Here is a 16,796-nt window from a genome sequence, read left to right as displayed (position 1 = left end):
CAAGGCTCAGGTAGAGCCTTAGCTTACTTATCATATTCAAAGCGCACGTCATCATCAGTAATCACAACCCTGCCAATCTGCCTGGCAGGTACACCGGCAATGATGGAACAGTCACCAAAGCTCTTCGTCACCACACTGCCTGCGCCCACCAGGCAGGAACGCCCCAGAATGACACCTTTGGTGATCACGCTGGAGCTGCCGATGAAGCAACCATCACCGATCTCGGTCCTGGCATATTCGTAGGGGTGACGCCCCATGCTCAGCGCCCATTTGGCCGTGTCATGGGTGAGGATGTGGCAGGCAGCGGAAATGGAACAGTTGCGGCCGATCTTCAATCCAACCGTCCCGCCATCCAGCGAACAGAAAGGGCCGATCCACGAATCCTGGCCAATCTCCACGTCACCGCTGACGGTGGTTGAATTGTAAACAGTGACATTCGAACCGGCGCCCGCGCAAAACTCGCCGCGCTCTTTCCATGGCATCACGTCTTCATACCAAGGGTTCACCCGGTTGTAGGTACCCTTGGTGTGCTCACGCAGGCAGGTGGCCAGCTTTCGCAGCTCGAGCAACAAAGTGTCGTTCAGACCTTCAGCCATGCATCACCCCCTATGAAGTCCATCGCCGGGCTGTTATCCAGCGCAACCTGGCACGCCGACGCCACAGGCATGCCACTCAGGCGGGCACGCGCCATCGCTTCCCCTACTTTCAAACCGCCCGCGTAGAGCAGCAGAACCGGGTATTCGCCGAGCGCATAAGGCTGGTAGGTCATGAAACCGAATGGCTGGATCAAGGTGGGGTAGTAGTGCAAACCCGATGCCGCAAGCTCGGCCCCATCGACATTGCCTGCGATCACGCCAATGGCGAGCTCTGGATTCAATTGCGCCACGGCGCCAAGGTCCAGATAGCCCCCCTCGCCCAGCAACTTGTGCCCGTGCATGTGCTCGGCCAACAGGATCACGTCGACCCGCTTGCCTTCTTTGTCGAAATAGGCCTGCAGGTCTTCATAGCGATAGTCGCTCTCGTCAGTGGACGAGAACCACACGACATCCATCTCCAGCGCCCGCAGTTGCTCGGCGATGACCTTGCCCGGCGACGGCGAATTGCCGAGGACGAGCACACGCGTGCCAAAGCCTTCGTAACCCAGCTCATAGATGAGCTTGAGTGCCAGATGCCCGCAGACGGGCATCATGTTGCAATCCGGGTGATGCTCATTGGTGCCCAAGGTCAGGATGTCCTGGGCCTTGCAGAAATCGAGATCGAAATCAGAACTGCGGAACTCCCAGGTTTCCCACATCAGTGGAATGACCGCAGTCGGCTTCAGGGCCCCAATCAGGTCCTTGTCGATCGGCCGCACGAAACCACTGTTGGTGACGATGTCCGCCTGCCCCAGCGCCACGTGGTCCCGCGACGCCGTATAGCTGATACGGTCACCCACACCGCAAAAGTCGGCGAGCGCCTGGGTGTTGGCAATCACATCGCTGGCCATGCCATAGCGAGAGTCGCGCGCCTGTGCGACCACCTGGGCACCCGCCAGGGCAGCCAGTACCGGCGATGCCAGGTAGGAGCCGGAAGCCGCCTCGGTGTAGACGGTGAGCCCACTCAGATCAAGGCGCAGGTCTTCGATCAGACGCAGCGCGTTTTTTTTTAGCCGTGCATGGGTAGCATGGGATTTCATGGGTATTTCCTTACGCGCAGAAGTCAGACATGTGGCCGCCGCCGCCGTTGTTTTTCAGCAGGCGCAGAAGTGCCTCGAAACTGCTGCCCACACCTTCTCCAGGGTGGCGCACCGTAGTGAGTTGCTCAGGCTCGGCTGCCCCCGAGAAGATCAGCCCCTTGCGCGACTCGTAGTACGAAAAGTCCGGTGAGTTCAGAAATACATGTATCGGGTGGAACATGAACACCTTCACCCCCGTCGCAGCAGGCTGCGGCAGGGTGAAATTCGCCTGGTTCGCCGCCAACTGGTAGTCGTCGGACCAATAGACCGGGACTCGCACCACTCGGCCAGCGGCCGTTTCGAACACGAAGGGTTCGATCGTTTCCACCCCGGGCATGAACAGACTGCTGTCGACGCCGATATCGGCAGAACGGCAGAACGCGGCCATGATCTCGCCGTTCATGCACAGCGAATGGGCTCTGACACTGCGCGCCTTCGGCAGCATGTCGCGGCAGAACGCCACGACGTCTGCAACGCTCTCCCCGTGCGAACTGCCCTTGAGGAAGTTCGGGTGGATGCCCAGCTCGAAATGCGCCGGATGCTGGGCCAGGCGCTCGATTGCAGGGGACCAGTGGGTAACGAACCAGGTAGCCTTCACGCCTTGTGCAAGGATCAGCTCGGCAACATGGTCAATAACGGCATCGGGCGCCCAGTCCACATCCAGTGTCAGGTGCAACGGGTTAGCCATGATAATCCCTCACCGCGATGCCGAAGCCGGCCTTGCCATTCGCATTGCCCGAATACAGCAGGTAGATTTTCCCGCCCTCGATGAACACCGAAGGGTAGGCCCGGCTTTCCGAGTCCCACGCTTCGTTGTCCCCGCCCTCCAGATTGACGGCACCTTTACGCTGCCATTGGCAGCCATCATCGGACTCGGCGTGGAACAGGCCGTAGCCCTTGCTGTTCTGGGCGGCTGCGGCGCTGGCGCAGAAGATCATGTGGTACTTGCCATTCTCCTGCCAGACCGCGGGAGAGGCGATGTTGGTCTCGCCAGGCTCGAAGTCGATCGCGACCCGGCCATCACGCTGCCAGGTCACGCCATCGGCGGACTCGGCATACTTGATGTGATAGCGGGATACCGACGCGCTGTCCCAGCCGATACCCGACAGGTACCACATGCGGAACAGCCCGTCGCGCTCAAGCACGCAGGGCGTGGAGGTCATCCAGGGATCATGCTCGCTACGCCCCAGGACGGGCGCTTTGAACAGCCGGGCAAGCTCGCCATCGGCAGTCAGGCCGGCCAGGCCGACCGACATGTAGTAAAGGCCGTCCTCGCCATTGCTACGCCCCATGTAGTACATGCAGTCCTGGCCGTTGACCTTGAGGATCGGCCCGGGGTAGACGCCGTTGTCATCGAACATCCCCCTCGCCCCATGCGTGAGCTGGGGGGCGTCGGACAACTGCAAGACCGCCGTCGGTTGCTCAAGGTCGATCAGCAGCGAACCCACGCTGGGATGGCCGCTGGTGTTCCTTGTGCCGAAGTAGATACGGTAACGGCGTTCGTCGATGCGATACGGCACCGGGCACGCGGTATGACTGTTCATCCACTCGAACTGGCCAGAGGCAGTGAAAATCCTGCCAATCCTTTGCCAGTTCATTTCTTCACCACAATGGTCCATTCCCACAGGTCGTAATCGTGCAGCAGAGCCACTTTGCGCGAGAAGTGCTTCTTGCAGTAGTCGAACCACTCGACCGACTTGCCGTAGAACAAGTGCGGTTCTTCCCAGTCGACATAGGAGGTCAGCAAGTTGAAGGCGAAGCCTTTCGAGCTGTGCTTGTCGAGCGTGTGGAGGCTTTCCTTGATGTACGCTTCCCACTCTTCATAAGAGGCATCGAAGCGCACATTGTAGGTACCCGAAACGAACGAGTAGTCCGCCAGGCTGGTCACTTCCTTGGCGAGACGCAGGTCGATCTTGTCGGCTGGGTGCACCGACAGGCGCTTGGCCGCGGCATCGAGCATCTCCTGGCTGATGTCATAGCCGTGGTAGCAGGACACTTCGCAGCCCAGGTCCTTTTCCAGGAAATCCAGAATGGAGCCGTAACCACAACCCAGGTCGTTGATGGAAAACGGCTCGCCTGCAGCATCGAGCACGGCCGCCAATTTGGAGAAGCGCAGTTTCTGGCACGCTTCGGTGTTCCAGCCCACCGAACGCGAATCCTCACCCATCTTGCGCAGGTTATCGGAATACATCGCTTCAATTTGTTTGAGTTGCGAATCGACAGCCATCAGAAACCAATCTCCTCAGAGTTCAACTTGTGCGCACGGGTGCGCTCCTCAATGTAAACCTCTTTGGGTTTCGTGTTTTTCATCAACAAGGCGCCGGCACCGATCAAGGTTTCGTCGGCAATCTTCAGGCTGTCCCTGAGCGTTGCGTTGACGCCGATGAACACGTGATCGCCGATCACGCAGGACCCGGAAATCACGACATGGGAACTGATGAAGTTGTGGTGCCCGATCGTGCTGTGGTGGCCAATGTGATTGCCACTCCACAGCATGGTGTTGCTGCCGATGGAGACATAGGGCTGCAAGGTATTGTCTTCAAAGATGAAGACATTGTCGCCCAAGGTATTGGAACTCCAGACTTTGACGCTGGGGTGCACGAACGTCGCACAGCGGTAGCCCGCCGCAACCATCTCCTCGTACACCCGTCGACGCACGTGGTTCATCTTCGCGTAGCCAATGGCCACGAACACCTCGACCTCGGCGGCAGGGTAAAGGCCGGGCAGATCCTCGACCGCGACCAGTGGCAACCCGTAAATCGCTTCGGCGTTCCGGTACTCACGGTGGCAGGCGTAGGCAACAACCTGATAGTCGGAGAACTCATTGAAGTAATCGCCGGCCACCTCGGCAAACAGCCCGGTGCCCACAATCACCAATTTTTTTGATTTCATCACGCCCCCAGCTCGGAGAATGGAAGAAGGAAGAAGCCTTGATAACCCTCCAACAGCTCCTGTCGGGAGCGTGTTTTCAAGGACGCATCAAAAATCCGGGTGTAGTAGTAATACGGGTAGTCGCTGGTGCCCCACTTCTTCTTGAAGTCATACACCCCGCCCTGGGAAAGCCAGGTGCCGCCCCAGTTCCAGTTTGCAAAGCCATTGGCGATGGCATCCTGCATCGCCGTGTACACGATCAAGGCAAGCGCCTGCGTGCTGCGCGCCGACTCGACGATCACCGGCGTGAAGTACTCGACGGTACGGTTGTGGTAGAACAACAGCAACGCCGCGACGGGCTGGCCGTCTTTTTCAGCAACGAAGATCTTCCAGTTCTGCGCATCGACAAAGGCTGGAATGGCATCGAAGAACGAGCGCTGCTTGCTCAGCCCGCCAATCGCCGTAATGTTTTCGACGTGGGTAGTGAACAGGAAGTCCACATCCGCCTGGCTGCGGCCTTCGCGGATGGTGACGCCTTCCTTGATGGCCTTGCGAATGTTGCGCGGCCGCGGGTCACTGAAACGGCTCATCAGTTCATCGATGTTCGCCAGTGCCGGCAGGTGGGTGATCTGCCCGATGCGCTCATCGCGGCAATCGTACTTGCTGTGACGCTCATAGACGGCAAACGGCTCCAGCGGGTTCGAGATCAAGGTGGCGCTAACAGCACCCTCACGCTCGGCCAACTGATAGAAGAACTCGACCAGCGCACCCGCGACTTCGTCGTTGCGCTCGACCTGAATCACACCGCCATTGCTGCCGTAGTAGGCAAGCGAGTTGTAGACCTTGCCGAGGTGCCCTTCCTTTACCAGGTACGGAAGGACCGCGACCACGCGCTCCCCTTCAAGGCAGAACAGGCAACGGGCCTGGGCCCCCAGGTGGTCGGCGACCAACCCCATGAAGCCGGATGTTGCATAGATAAGCGAAGTAGGGCTGCCGATGACGAAAGCATCCAGTGCCTCGGCCATCGCAGCGCCTGAACGATCCTCAATAAACACCGGATTGCTCCAACCAGGAATTAACGTTAAGCAGCGACCAGATCAGCAGCCGGCGGTTGCTGCTACCGGTCAGGTGCTCGTCCACCAGGCCTCTGATGGCTTTCTTGTCCATGACCTGATACAGCGGCGACCGGTCGTTATCGATGGTGGCCCGCAGGAAATCGATACTTTCGCCTTTGAACCAGCTGGCATCCGGAGCGGAGAAGCCTTGCTTCTCAGCCTTGGTGACATCACCGGGAATGTAGTTCGACATCACGTCGCGCAGGATCTGCTTGCCGTCGCGGGTCTTTTCGAAATACTTGGCGGTCTTGCTGCCGGCCTCGTTCTCGTTGAGTCGAATGACATTGGACAGGTTGTTCAGCTTCAGGTGCACCGGGCAGCGCATGGCAAAATCAACCAGGTCATTGTCGAGGAACGGCACGCGGCTTTCGAGGCCATGGGCCATGCTCAACTTGTCTTCGACCACCAGCAAGCCATGCAGGAAGGTCTTCGCCTCGAAGTACAGCGAATGGTTGATATAGTCTTCCGGCGTGTAGAGGTTTTCCGCATGGTGCTTGAACACGTCACGGAAAATATCGCGCGTCCATACATGCTTCACATCCTGCCAGATCGGTGAAAACACCTGACGGATCTGGCTGTTCGGAATCAGCCGCTGCCAGAACTGGTAGTACTTGTCGATGTAGTGCTCGAAGTCGTCGTTGACCACCGCACGGTAGTAGCGCCATGGGTAGCCGGCAAAGATTTCATCCCCGCCTGCGCCGGACATGACCACCTTGACGAACTTCGAGGCCAGTTGCGCCGCGTAATAGTTCGGATAGCTCTGCCCAACCCGGGGTTCTTCCAGGTGCCAGGCCACTTTGGGCAGGATGCGCTCCATGTCCCCCGCTTTCAGGACCATTTCATAATGCTCGGTCTTGAAGTGGTAAGACATGTATTCCGCTTTGCTGCGCTCGTCGAAGCCCATCTCGATGCCGGACGCCGAGTTGAGGTCGAAACCGCAGGTAAAGGTCTTCATGTAGGGGTAGGACTTGGCGGCAATCGCGGTGATGGAGCCGGAGTCCATGCCGCCGCTCAGGTAGCTGCCCAGCTCGACATCCGTTACCAGCTGCCGATTGACGGCCTGGCGGAACAGACGATCGAGCTCCTCGCGATACTCCTGGTCACTGTGCTTGTGCTCAGGCTCGCGGAAATCGTAATCCCAGTACTGCGTCAGCTTCAGGGCTGGCGTACCTGCGCGCTTCATATCGAGCACGGCGTAATGCCCGGCCGGCATCAGCTTCACATCGTTGAGCAGCGTCTTGTCGGTGAAGATGTTCTGGAAAGTGAAATACTCGAGCAGCGCTTCCTTGTCGAGGCTGCGCTTGAATTCGGGGATGGCGAGAATCGCCTTCTGCTCGGAGCCAAAGGCCAGGGTCTGGCCCTGAAACGCATAGTAGAGCGGTTTGATGCCATAACGGTCACGGGCCAGCAGCAAGGTCTGCTCCTGACGATCCCACAAGGCCAGCCCAAACATACCGTTGAAGCGCTCGAGGGCTTTCGTCCCCCAGGCGATCAACGCATTGAGGACCACCTCGGTATCCGTGCGGGAGCGGAACTGATAGCCCAGCGTCTCGAGCTCCGTACGCAACTCGCGGAAGTTGTAGACCTCCCCGTTATAGGCCATCACGTAACGCTGGGACACCGAGGCAACCGGCTGATGCCCGGCCGGCGACAGGTCGATGATCGCCAGGCGACGATGCCCCAACCCGACATTCCCTTCGATCCAGTGCCCTTCGCCATCCGGCCCGCGATGAGCGATTGCATCCGTCATGCGCTGCAGGACAACCGGGGAAACCGGGTTGTTGTTGAGATGAATGAGGCCGGTGATGCCACACATGCGTTTTGCTGCTCCTGAAATTCGTGAAGGCGGTGGACCGGAAGCCTCCCTGCTCCCGGACCACCGCCTCGGATATTGCCCCCCGGTCTACCACCGGGGACCTGCCTGACCGTCAGCCCAATTGGCGAATCGCCTCGACCACGTAGGCATAGTCTTCCGCAACCATCCGGTTGTGCAGCGGAATCGCCATGCTGTGATCGTTGCAGTCACGCGCCGCCGGGAAGTCTTCCGGCTTGAGGTCGAAACGGTCACGATAGTAAGCCAGCATGTGCACCGCGTGGGTGCCCGGGCGGGTAGCGATACCCTTGGCCTGGAGGATCTCCATCATCTCGTTGCGCGGCATTGGCGCCTTGGCCGGGTCGACATACAGCACGAACGCCTGCCAGCCGTGACGCCCGCCTTCCGGGACGGTCGGCAGACGCAGCCAGTCGATGCCCGACAGCTGCTCGCAGTAGTACTGGGCCCACTGCTCACGCTCATCGATGAAGCCGTCGAGCTTGGCCAGCTGCACCAGGCCGACCGCACCTTGCAGGTCGGTCATGCGGTAGTTGAAGCCGAGCAGGTTGAACTCTGGCAGCAGGTACGGGCGCGGGCCATGGTGACGCTGCTCTTCAGAGAGCGACGCACCGTGGTTGCGCAACTGGTTCATCTGTTCGGCCAGTTCGGCGTTGGCGGTGGTGACCATGCCGCCCTCGCCCGTGGTGACCGACTTGCGCGGGTGGAACGAGAATGCGGCGACATCACCCAGGCTACCGGCAGGACGCCCTTTCCAGCTGGCACCTGCGGCGCAGGCGGCGTCTTCGACGATGGCCACCGACGGCGGCAGCGCGGCGCGCAGGGTATCGATGTCCAGGCAACGGCCGAACAGATGCACGGCAATCACCGCGCGGGTCTTGTCGCTGACCTTGGCCTTGATCTGCTCGAGGTCGAGGTTGAAGGTCTGCGGGTCGACGTCGATGAATACCGGCGTAGCACCGCAGTACAGGACGACGTTGGCGGTGGCCACCCAGGTGAAGGCCGGAACGATCACCTCATCGCCAGGGCCGATGCCCAGGCCGGCCAGCGCAAGGTGCAGGCCGGTGGTGCACGAGGTCACTGCCAGGGCATGCGGCACCTGATGGCGCTCGGCGAAGGCCTTTTCGAAGGCGGCGACTTTAGGGCCCTGGGTCAGCCAGCCGCTCATCAGCGGCTCGCGGGTGGCCTGCCACTCTTCTTCACCCGTGCATGGCAGCGAGATTGCGATATTGCGCTTTTCCATCAGAATCACTCCGCCCCGTTCTCGGCACGCCAGTCGATCAGTTTCTGCAGGCCTTCACGCAGCTCGTACTGGTAGGTGAAGCCCAGGTCGGCGATGGCCTTCTTCGGGCAGCCGATACGGTTCTGCACCATGCGGCGGGCGTCGTCGGCGCTGTACGGACGGTACTGCACCACCAGCTCGGACTCCTTGAGGTCGAGGATGGTGTCGCACAGTTCCTTGATGCTGGTCTGCACGCCGGTGCCGACGTTGTAGAACTGGTCGGTGACTTCGGATTCCAGCGCCTTGACGTTGCAGCGGGCGACGTCCTCGACGTAGATGAAATCGTAGGCCTGGGTGCCGTCGCCATTGATGACAGGGCCTTCGTTGGCATCGATCTTGTTCAGCATGATCGGGATTACGCCGGTGTAGGCGGCGGTCTGGTCCTGGTGCGGGCCGTAGACGTTCATGTAGCGCAGGCCGACATAGCTCAGGCCGAAGCGGTCATGGTAGGCATGGCACATGGCTTCGCCGGCGATCTTGGTGGCGCCGTAGAAGTTGCGGTTGTTGAACGGATGGTCTTCGGTCATCGGTACCTGTACGGCGTCGCCGTACACCGAAGCCGACGAGGAGTAGACCAGGCGCTTGATGTTGTTGTTCACGCAGGCTTCGAGCACGTTGAAGGTGCCTTCGATGTTCACGTGGAACGCGGTGCGCGGGAAGTCCTTGCAGTGCAGCAGCCACATCGCGGCCAGGTGGATGACCCCGTCCATGCCTTTCATGGCATCGTTGAGCAGGTCGATCTCACGGATGTCGCCGCCGTGCGGGTACATGGTGCAACGCGGGTCTTTCAGCTGCTCGGCGACATTGCTGAGCTTGCCACGGGCGAGGTTGTCGTAGATGACGACCTGTTCGGCGCCTTCCTTGAGCAGCTCGGAAACCACGAAGCTGCCGATGAAACCGGCGCCGCCGATGACGAGGATCTTGGAACCTTGGACTTTCACGGGGTGTACTCCTTTAAATACGGGTGGCGGCCGCCAGTGCAGCGCAGATGGCTTGCTGGTCGGTCTCGGTAAGATAAGGATGCATCGGCAGGCTCATGACCTTGCGGGCGATCGCATCACCAACGGGCAGGCTGGCCTGCTCGTCCTTGACCGCCGGCTGCTGGTTGAGCGGGATCGGATAGTGCACGGCCGTTGGTACGCCGGCCTGCTTGAGCTGCTCCTGGACGCTGTCGCGCGCTTCGACCTGTACGGTGTACTGGGCCCATGCACAGGTGTTGCCTTCGGCGATGAATGGCGCGGCAATCCCCTGCTGCTCGAGCAGATGCGCATAGCGCTCGGCGACCTGCTGGCGCTGTTGCAGCTCGGCTTCGAAGATTTCCAGCTTGGGCAGCAGAATCGCCGCCTGAAGGGTGTCCAGACGGCTGTTCACGCCAACACGAATGTGGTGATAGCGGCGGTCCTGGCCATGCCGGGCGATCTGTCGCAGCACCTTGGCCAGTTCGTCGTCATTGGTGAAGATGGCACCGCCGTCGCCGTAGCAGCCCAGGGGCTTGCTCGGGAAGAAGCTGGTGCAGGCGACGGTGGTCAGGTTGCACGAGCGCTTGCCATTGTAGCTGGCACCAAAGCTCTGTGCGGCATCCTCGATGACCGGAATGCCGTGCTTGGCGGCAATGGCATTGATCGCATCGTAGTCGGCGCACTGGCCATACAGGGAAACCGGGATGATCGCCTTGGTACGGGGCGTGATGGCCGCTTCCAGCTTCGCCGGGTCGAGGTTGTAGGTGCGTGGGTCGACATCCACGTAGACCGGCTTGGCGCCCAGCAACGCAACGGTTTCCGCAGTCGCGATGTAGGTGAAGCCAGGTGTGATGACCTCGTCACCCGGGCCGATGCCGAACGCCATCTGGACGATCTGCAAGGCATCGGTACCGTTGGCGCAGCTGATGCAGTGCTTGCTGCCGACGAACGCGGCCAGGCGCTCTTCCAGCTCGGCCACTTCAGGGCCGAGGATGTACTGGCCGTGTGACAGGACGCGCTGGATACCGGCGTCGATCTTGTCTTTGATGATGGCCTGCTGGGCCTTCAAATCGATGAACTCGATCATTGTTCGCTCTCCTTGGCGAGCACCTTGCCATTCAATACGTAGTTCGCGCCGCTGTGCTCGCACACCGCGCGCCCCTGGCCTTCGAGGGGCAGTTCCAGCTGTTCGCCATACTCGCTCATCCAGCCGATCTGACGAGCCGGCACACCCACCATCAGGGCATAGGCCGGCACGTCCTTGTTGATCACCGCACCAGCGCCGACGAAGGCGTATTCGCCAATGGTCACACCGCAGACGATGGTGCAGTTGGCACCCAGCGTGGCCCCTTTGCGCACCAGCGTATTGCGGTACTCGCTCTTGCGTTCGATCAGCGAGCGCGGGTTGTAGACATTGGTAAAGACCATGCTCGGGCCACAGAACACGCCTTCTTCAAGCGTGACGTTGTCATAGACCGAGACATTGTTCTGGATCTTGCAATGATCGCCGATCACCACCTTGTTGCCCACGAACACGTTCTGGCCCAGGGAAACACCGGCACCGATCCTGGCCCCGCCGCAAACGTGGACAAAATGCCAGACGCGGGAATCCTTACCGATCTGCGCGCCCTCATCCACGATGGCAGTGGCATGCTGATAATGGTTCATGGCTCAGAGCTCTTGTTTGCAATTAACGGGTTGAAAACCTGCCTGAACTGGCCTGCCGCAACATGGCCGTACTCGCGTGCGCCCAACGGGTTGAGGTAGTGATTGTCCAGGTATATCAAGGCACCTTGATAGTAAGGGGCCTGTTTGAACAGCTCGGCGGCGGACATGTCGATGAACGTCACACCCGGCACGCTGTTCGCAATCCGCCTGATCGTCGCGTCAGCAGGCAGCAACGGCATCGCCGTCACACCGCAGACAACCAGCAACATGGCCAGGTAAGCGGGCAAGATCCGCTTGATTCGGCTGGCATGGAAGGCGCCAGGCTCGACGTTTTCACCGCGTTCGCTCAACAACGCAGTGATGAAGAAACCCAAAATGACGAAAAACACGCAAACACCGACGAGGCCTGCCTTCAACCACGCCGCATCGGTGCAACAGACCAGAACAGCCAGAACAGCGAACGCGCGCAAGCCCTGGATATCCAGTCTGATGCTGTTCTGCGCGCGCCCTGGGAAGCTGGCGCCTGGCATTGTCGGTTTTGCGTTTGACACGTTGACTCACGGCCCTGTAGAGGAACGTCTCTGGAATCGGGTGGCCAATGCCGGCCACCCTTCACTCATCGATCAGCGCAGCAGCGCGTGAACGAATGGATGACCTTCCTGATCCTTCGGCGCCTCGATTGCAGCCGAGCGAATCGTGTTCACCGTTTCCACGCAGTGGCGGGCATCTTCGATGCCATAACCACGGCCCGCCAGGATTTCCTGGTAGCTGGTGGTGTGCAGATCGGTGAAGCCTTCGGAGAACTCCATTTCGTCACCGTCCACGGTGATGGAACGGTAGGTCGGCTTCTTGCCCTTGACCGACTCGGGAAGGTCATTGGCATCGATCGACAGGAACCAGCGCACACGTGCCTTCTCGTACTCCAGGTAACCGGCAGCCTTGAAGTCGTTGGCAAAGTGCACCACGTTGCGCTGCAGCTTGCCGAAGATGAAGTGCAGCATGTCGTAGAAGTGCACGCCGATGTTGGTGGCAACGCCGTAGGACTTGCGCGGGTCGCCTTTCCAGCTCTCCATGTACCACTTGCCACGGGAGGTGATGTAGGTCAGTTCGACGTCGTACTTGCCGTCACGCTGTTCGCGGGCGACTTTTTCCTTGAGGTCGAGAATGGCCTGGTGGTGGCGAAGCTGCAGGATGTTGTAGACACGCTTACCGGTTTCCCGCTCTACCTGTGCCAGTTCATCCAGAACTTCTGGCGTCGGCACCAGCGGCTTCTCGCAAATCACATCACAGCCCAGGCGCAGGCCTGCAGCGATATGTGCATGGTGCAGGTAGTTGGGCGAGCACACGGCCACGTAGTCCAGTGCCGTGGCAGGATCGCGCTTGAGCCGCCAGGCATGCTCGCTGAAGCGCTCGAACTCGGTGAAGAATTCGCTCTGTGGCGACAGGCTATCGATGATACCGACCGAGTCGTTGATATCGTACGCCGACACCAGCTCGTTGCCGGTGTCCTTGATGGCACGCATGTGGCGTGGCGCGATATAGCCAGCAGCACCAATGAGGGCAAAACGTTTCACTGCAACACTCCTGTCATCAGGCTTTGATGATATGGGCTTCTGGTGCACGGTATTTACCGCGGCTATCGACGACCAACTTGGCATGCTGACGGATCAGTTCGTAATCGAACTTGTCGTGGTCGGTAGCCAATACCACTGCGTCGAAGGCCGCCAGATTTTCTGCGGTCAGCGCGACGCTGGAAAGGTCGAAATGATGTTCGCGCATCTTCGGGAACACCGGCACGTGCGGATCGCTGTAGGCTACCTGGCAACCCTTGGCTTCCAGCAGCTCCATGATCTCGACGGACGGCGACTCACGCATGTCATCGACGTTCTTCTTGTAGGCGATACCCAGCACCAGCACCTTGCTGCCGTTGAGCGCCTTGGCCTTGTTGTTCAGGCCGTCCATCAGCTTGCTGACGACATACTCAGGCATGGCCTGGTTGACCTCACCCGACAGCTCGATGAAGCGCGTGTGCAGGCCGTACTCACGTGCTTTCCAGGTCAGGTAGAAGGGGTCGATCGGAATGCAGTGGCCGCCCAGGCCAGGGCCTGGATAGTAGGCGGTGAAGCCGAACGGCTTGGTTGCCGCAGCATCGACCACTTCGAAGATGTCGATGCCCATGCGGTCAGCGACGACCTTCATTTCGTTGACCAGGCCGATGTTGACCGCACGGTGGATGTTTTCCAGCAGCTTGGTCATTTCCGCAGCTTTGGTCGAGCTGACCGGTACGACCTGGTCGATGGCCTGCTCGTACATGGCGATACCTACTTCCAGGCACGCTGGCGTGTGGCCACCGATCACCTTGGGAATGGTACGGGTTTCGAAGTTCGGGTTACCCGGATCTTCGCGCTCGGGCGAGTAGACCAGGAAGATGCTTTCGCCCACGACCAGGCCACCTTCCTGAACACGCGGCAACAGCTCTTCTTCGGTAGTGCCTGGATAGGTGGTGCTCTCCAGCGACACGACCTGGCCGGCACGCAGGTACGGCTTGATCGCTTCGGTCGTGTTGATGACGAAGCTCATGTCGGGTTCGCGGTACTTGTTCAGCGGCGTCGGCACGCAGAGGATCAGGGCGTCACACTCGGCCACACGTTTGAAGTCGGTAGTGGCTTCAAAACCACTGTTTCGAGCGGCAGCGATGCTCTGGGCAGGGATATGCTCGATATAGCTCTTACCCGCATTCAGGCTGGCAACCTTGCCTTCATCGATATCGATACCCAGCACACGATAGCCAATAGCGTTGTAGCGCAGCATCAAGGGCAGGCCTACGTAACCCAGCCCGACAATCCCTATCAGCGCATCCTTGCCCTTGAATTTGGCGATGCTCGCCTGCTTGATAACCGACATATCGATGAAACTCCCCTTCTCTAACACTAATACGGTGTATGCAGTGCCAGGCACTTGCCTGGCACTGTCGATGAACTTATTGCTCGCCGCGGTCGGTATCGCCATCGGCCTACGCGCCGGAATGCACAAACTTCTCAGGCTGTAGCATCGCCTTTACAGTCCCCTCAAGGCCGCAAGGTCAACTCGGCAACCTCGACAACCCAAGACGGAAACGGCGCATTATGCCCGTTCTGAGCCGGGATGGCTTCTGAAAATGCACTGCCGATAATCGGCTGGTTGGGCTGCCCCCGAAAAACCGGAGGCAAATGGCCATTATTGTTCCTGATCACTCTGCGCAACCACGACCTCCACCGCACACCCAACCTCCCCATGACGCGCGCTCAAGGCTCGCAACAAGGCGCGCTTGGCACCAGCCTCTCCGTGCACGAGCACCACGCGCCTGGCCGGATCGCCACGCCCCATGGCAAACCGCACCAACTCCCCCTGATCCGCATGCCCGGAGTACCCAGCCAAGGTCACTACCTTGGCGCGAATTTCGTACAACCGCCCATCCAGGTCGATCGAAACGAAGCCCTCAGCCCCCTCACTGGCCTGGATTACCGCCCCTGGCGTACCTTTGGCCTGATACCCGACAAACATGACCTCATGGCGCGCATCCCCAAGCATGGCCTTGAGGTAATTGACAATCCGCCCACCCGAACACATGCCATTGCCCGCAATCACGATGGCTGGGCGACCGGTGCTCTTGAGGTAGTTGACGACCTGCTGATGCCGGGCATGGGTATCGACTGTGATGAGCTGGCGAAACCCCAGCGGATCACGCCCCTGAACCAAGCGCTCCCTGGCCTCGGAACGCCAGAATTGATGCAATTCCCTGTACACGCGGGTAACCCGCTGAGCCTGGGGAGAATCGAGAATCACAGGCAGATGGGACCAGCCAGGGAAGTCACCAGCGGCCTCGTCGGCCGGCTTGTTCAACAGATTCTTGTGATGGAGTAAATCCTCCAGCTCATAGAGCAACTCCTGAGTCCTGCCAAGACTGAACGCAGGGATCAGGATCGTACCCTGATCAATCAAGGCGCGATCAATAGCCGCTTCCAGCTGCTGACGCCGCCCACTGCGATCCGGATGCAGGCGATCGCCATAGGTGCTTTCCAGCACCAGCACATCGGCGCGCTCTGGCGGCAGCAACGGACGCAACAATGGATTGCCGCAGGTCCCCAGATCACCCGAGAAGACCACCCGAGTACTGCTACCATCCAGCTCCACCTCGCACTCGATATACGCCGAGCCAAGCAGATGCCCTGCCCGCTGAAGCCGGATACTGCAACACAGAGCCGGACGCTCGACGACCACCTGCCAACGCTCGAACGGCACCGGGACGATATGCTGCTCCAAAAATGCCAAGTACCGAGCCACCTGCCCGGGTTCATTGCTGACCCCAAGCCTGTACGCGTCCTCCAGGACGATCGGTAACAACCTGGCCGATGGCTCACTGCAAAAGATGGGACCACGAAAGCCTGCTGCAAAAAGGGCAGGTATGCGACCGACGTGATCAAGATGGACATGGGTGACGATCAAGGCCTGGATGCCGGAGACATCGAAGCCGAGCGTGGCGGTACGCACCCCAGGCGCGACTTCCAACCCTTGCTCCAGCCCACAATCAATCAGCAGGCTGGTGACAGGATCGAGATGAAGCCGATGACAGGAGCCGGTTACCCCGCGGGTACCGCCATGATGGGAGATCGAGGGAAAGTGCATTGTGCTGGGTCCTTCGGCAGCCATGGAAGAAGTGACCCATTAATCCACTCCTTCAACACGCCACAAAGAACACGAACACGACGCCTGCTGTGAGATAAGTCTCAGCTATCGGAAAGCATTTCCCTGCGTACAGATGCACGGATCTTTCGCTTGCCGCGCATCAGACCGTAGGCCCCGAGCAACGGCCCCACCGCCAGCCCGACCACCAGAGCAGCCAGCACCAGCACCGCAACCGGCATCGCCGGCGCCGACCAGCCGAACAACACCAGGGCTACCGACTGCTGATTCTCCAGCACGAAAAACACCACCAAGGCCGCAAGCAGCAGCATGAAAAGCACCAGCAAGGCGCGCTTGAGGTTACGCATCAAAGTGCTCCCTGCATTCAGATAGGTTCGTGCTCGTCTTCATTGACGCGATCCCGCAGCTCTTTGCCCGGTTTGAAGTGCGGCACGAATTTGCCTTCGAGGCTGACCGACTGGCCGGTCTTGGGGTTGCGGCCTACCCGCGGAGCGCGGTAGTGCAAAGAGAAACTGCCGAAGCCGCGAATCTCGATGCGATCCCCGGTCGCCAGGCACTGCGACATCTGTTCAAGCATGGTCTTGATGGCCAACTCGACGTCCTTGGACGAGAGCAGCCCCTGATGGGTGACAATACGTTCGATCAGCTCCGACTTCGTCATATTTTTCCCTTC

The 16,796-nt window shown here is 59.8% G+C and carries 18 protein-coding genes; all 18 read right to left on the bottom strand.

From position 1 onward, the window contains the following. Positions 1–23 precede the first annotated feature (23 nt). Positions 24–596, bottom strand: a complete 573-nt coding sequence (locus ACO6VM_RS11040) for an acyltransferase (RefSeq protein WP_422403249.1) — start codon at positions 594–596, stop codon at positions 24–26. Then, on the bottom strand, positions 581–1,675 hold the full coding sequence (locus ACO6VM_RS11035) for a hypothetical protein (protein WP_401057728.1): 1,095 nt from the start codon (positions 1,673–1,675) through the stop codon (positions 581–583). Before ACO6VM_RS11035 ends, ACO6VM_RS11040 begins: the two co-directional genes overlap by 16 nt. A 10-nt stretch (positions 1,676–1,685) precedes the next feature. Then, positions 1,686–2,402, bottom strand: coding sequence for a hypothetical protein (locus ACO6VM_RS11030; RefSeq protein ID WP_422403248.1), 717 nt, complete (start codon positions 2,400–2,402; stop codon positions 1,686–1,688). Beyond that, complete coding sequence (locus ACO6VM_RS11025) at positions 2,395–3,258, bottom strand: hypothetical protein (RefSeq protein WP_422403247.1); 864 nt, start codon at positions 3,256–3,258, stop codon at positions 2,395–2,397. Before ACO6VM_RS11025 ends, ACO6VM_RS11030 begins: the two co-directional genes overlap by 8 nt. A 50-nt stretch (positions 3,259–3,308) precedes the next feature. After that, a complete protein-coding gene (locus tag ACO6VM_RS11020; protein WP_401057725.1) occupies positions 3,309–3,941 on the bottom strand; it encodes a class I SAM-dependent methyltransferase in 633 nt (210 codons plus the stop codon). Then, a complete protein-coding gene (locus ACO6VM_RS11015; RefSeq protein WP_422403246.1) occupies positions 3,941–4,606 on the bottom strand; it encodes an acetyltransferase in 666 nt (221 codons plus the stop codon). Before ACO6VM_RS11015 ends, ACO6VM_RS11020 begins: the two co-directional genes overlap by 1 nt. Further along, a complete protein-coding gene (locus ACO6VM_RS11010) occupies positions 4,606–5,610 on the bottom strand; it encodes a GNAT family N-acetyltransferase (protein WP_401057724.1) in 1,005 nt (334 codons plus the stop codon). Before ACO6VM_RS11010 ends, ACO6VM_RS11015 begins: the two co-directional genes overlap by 1 nt. 19 nt (positions 5,611–5,629) lie before the next feature. After that, a complete protein-coding gene (asnB, locus tag ACO6VM_RS11005; RefSeq protein ID WP_347149067.1) occupies positions 5,630–7,516 on the bottom strand; it encodes an asparagine synthase (glutamine-hydrolyzing) in 1,887 nt (628 codons plus the stop codon). Positions 7,517–7,628: 112 nt separating this feature from the next. Then, entirely contained in the window at positions 7,629–8,774 is a 1,146-nt protein-coding gene (locus ACO6VM_RS11000) for a DegT/DnrJ/EryC1/StrS family aminotransferase (protein ID WP_422403245.1), read from the bottom strand. Between the two features lie 5 nt (positions 8,775–8,779). Beyond that, positions 8,780–9,754 carry an SDR family NAD(P)-dependent oxidoreductase gene (locus ACO6VM_RS10995; protein ID WP_401057722.1) on the bottom strand — a complete coding sequence of 325 codons (975 nt, stop codon included), beginning with the start codon at positions 9,752–9,754 and terminating at the stop codon, positions 8,780–8,782. Positions 9,755–9,767: 13 nt separating this feature from the next. Further along, complete coding sequence (locus ACO6VM_RS10990; protein WP_401057721.1) at positions 9,768–10,859, bottom strand: DegT/DnrJ/EryC1/StrS family aminotransferase; 1,092 nt, start codon at positions 10,857–10,859, stop codon at positions 9,768–9,770. Beyond that, positions 10,856–11,440 (bottom strand): UDP-2-acetamido-3-amino-2,3-dideoxy-D-glucuronate N-acetyltransferase, encoded by a 585-nt coding sequence (gene wbpD, locus ACO6VM_RS10985; RefSeq protein ID WP_347149060.1) that lies wholly within the window; start codon positions 11,438–11,440, stop codon positions 10,856–10,858. The genes ACO6VM_RS10990 and wbpD overlap by 4 nt, the downstream gene beginning before the upstream one ends. After that, a complete protein-coding gene (locus tag ACO6VM_RS10980) occupies positions 11,437–11,910 on the bottom strand; it encodes an acyltransferase family protein (RefSeq protein WP_401057720.1) in 474 nt (157 codons plus the stop codon). The genes wbpD and ACO6VM_RS10980 overlap by 4 nt, the downstream gene beginning before the upstream one ends. Positions 11,911–12,063: 153 nt before the next feature. Beyond that, positions 12,064–13,014, bottom strand: coding sequence for a UDP-N-acetyl-2-amino-2-deoxy-D-glucuronate oxidase (gene wbpB, locus ACO6VM_RS10975; RefSeq protein WP_347149056.1), 951 nt, complete (start codon positions 13,012–13,014; stop codon positions 12,064–12,066). Positions 13,015–13,030: 16 nt separating this feature from the next. Beyond that, a complete protein-coding gene (gene wbpA, locus ACO6VM_RS10970) occupies positions 13,031–14,344 on the bottom strand; it encodes a UDP-N-acetyl-D-glucosamine 6-dehydrogenase (RefSeq protein WP_347149055.1) in 1,314 nt (437 codons plus the stop codon). A 312-nt stretch (positions 14,345–14,656) separates the two neighbouring features. After that, complete coding sequence (locus ACO6VM_RS10965) at positions 14,657–16,105, bottom strand: MBL fold metallo-hydrolase RNA specificity domain-containing protein (RefSeq protein WP_401057719.1); 1,449 nt, start codon at positions 16,103–16,105, stop codon at positions 14,657–14,659. Between the two features lie 101 nt (positions 16,106–16,206). Then, positions 16,207–16,470, bottom strand: coding sequence for a lipopolysaccharide assembly protein LapA domain-containing protein (locus tag ACO6VM_RS10960; RefSeq protein ID WP_401057718.1), 264 nt, complete (start codon positions 16,468–16,470; stop codon positions 16,207–16,209). Between the two features lie 17 nt (positions 16,471–16,487). Further along, on the bottom strand, positions 16,488–16,784 hold the full coding sequence (gene ihfB, locus ACO6VM_RS10955) for an integration host factor subunit beta (RefSeq protein WP_110992525.1): 297 nt from the start codon (positions 16,782–16,784) through the stop codon (positions 16,488–16,490). Between the last annotated feature and the right edge of the window lie 12 nt (positions 16,785–16,796).

Origin of the sequence: Pseudomonas sp. GZD-209, assembly GCF_049310485.1 — a bacterium.
GTDB lineage: Bacteria > Pseudomonadota > Gammaproteobacteria > Pseudomonadales > Pseudomonadaceae > Aquipseudomonas > Aquipseudomonas sichuanensis.
The sequence above is the reverse complement of the archived record's forward strand: the minus strand, read 5'-3'. Positions and strand labels throughout refer to the sequence as shown.

Bases quoted from the DNA above. Each gene is read 5' to 3' on its own strand.
- ACO6VM_RS11035 (WP_401057728.1), bottom strand. From the start codon at position 1,675: ATGAAATCCCATGCTACCCATGCACGGCTAAAAAAAAACGCGCTGCGT.
- wbpD (WP_347149060.1), bottom strand. From the start codon at position 11,440: ATGAACCATTATCAGCATGCCACTGCCATCGTGGATGAGGGCGCGCAG.
- ACO6VM_RS11000 (WP_422403245.1), bottom strand. From the start codon at position 8,774: ATGGAAAAGCGCAATATCGCAATCTCGCTGCCATGCACGGGTGAAGAA.
- asnB (WP_347149067.1), bottom strand. From the start codon at position 7,516: ATGTGTGGCATCACCGGCCTCATTCATCTCAACAACAACCCGGTTTCC.
- ihfB (WP_110992525.1), bottom strand. From the start codon at position 16,784: ATGACGAAGTCGGAGCTGATCGAACGTATTGTCACCCATCAGGGGCTG.
- ACO6VM_RS11025 (WP_422403247.1), bottom strand. From the start codon at position 3,258: ATGAACAGTCATACCGCGTGCCCGGTGCCGTATCGCATCGACGAACGC.
- ACO6VM_RS11020 (WP_401057725.1), bottom strand. From the start codon at position 3,941: ATGGCTGTCGATTCGCAACTCAAACAAATTGAAGCGATGTATTCCGAT.
- ACO6VM_RS11040 (WP_422403249.1), bottom strand. From the start codon at position 596: ATGGCTGAAGGTCTGAACGACACTTTGTTGCTCGAGCTGCGAAAGCTG.
- ACO6VM_RS10960 (WP_401057718.1), bottom strand. From the start codon at position 16,470: ATGCGTAACCTCAAGCGCGCCTTGCTGGTGCTTTTCATGCTGCTGCTT.
- wbpA (WP_347149055.1), bottom strand. From the start codon at position 14,344: ATGTCGGTTATCAAGCAGGCGAGCATCGCCAAATTCAAGGGCAAGGAT.
- ACO6VM_RS11010 (WP_401057724.1), bottom strand. From the start codon at position 5,610: ATGGCCGAGGCACTGGATGCTTTCGTCATCGGCAGCCCTACTTCGCTT.
- ACO6VM_RS10990 (WP_401057721.1), bottom strand. From the start codon at position 10,859: ATGATCGAGTTCATCGATTTGAAGGCCCAGCAGGCCATCATCAAAGAC.
- ACO6VM_RS11030 (WP_422403248.1), bottom strand. From the start codon at position 2,402: ATGGCTAACCCGTTGCACCTGACACTGGATGTGGACTGGGCGCCCGAT.
- ACO6VM_RS11015 (WP_422403246.1), bottom strand. From the start codon at position 4,606: ATGAAATCAAAAAAATTGGTGATTGTGGGCACCGGGCTGTTTGCCGAG.
- ACO6VM_RS10965 (WP_401057719.1), bottom strand. From the start codon at position 16,105: ATGCACTTTCCCTCGATCTCCCATCATGGCGGTACCCGCGGGGTAACC.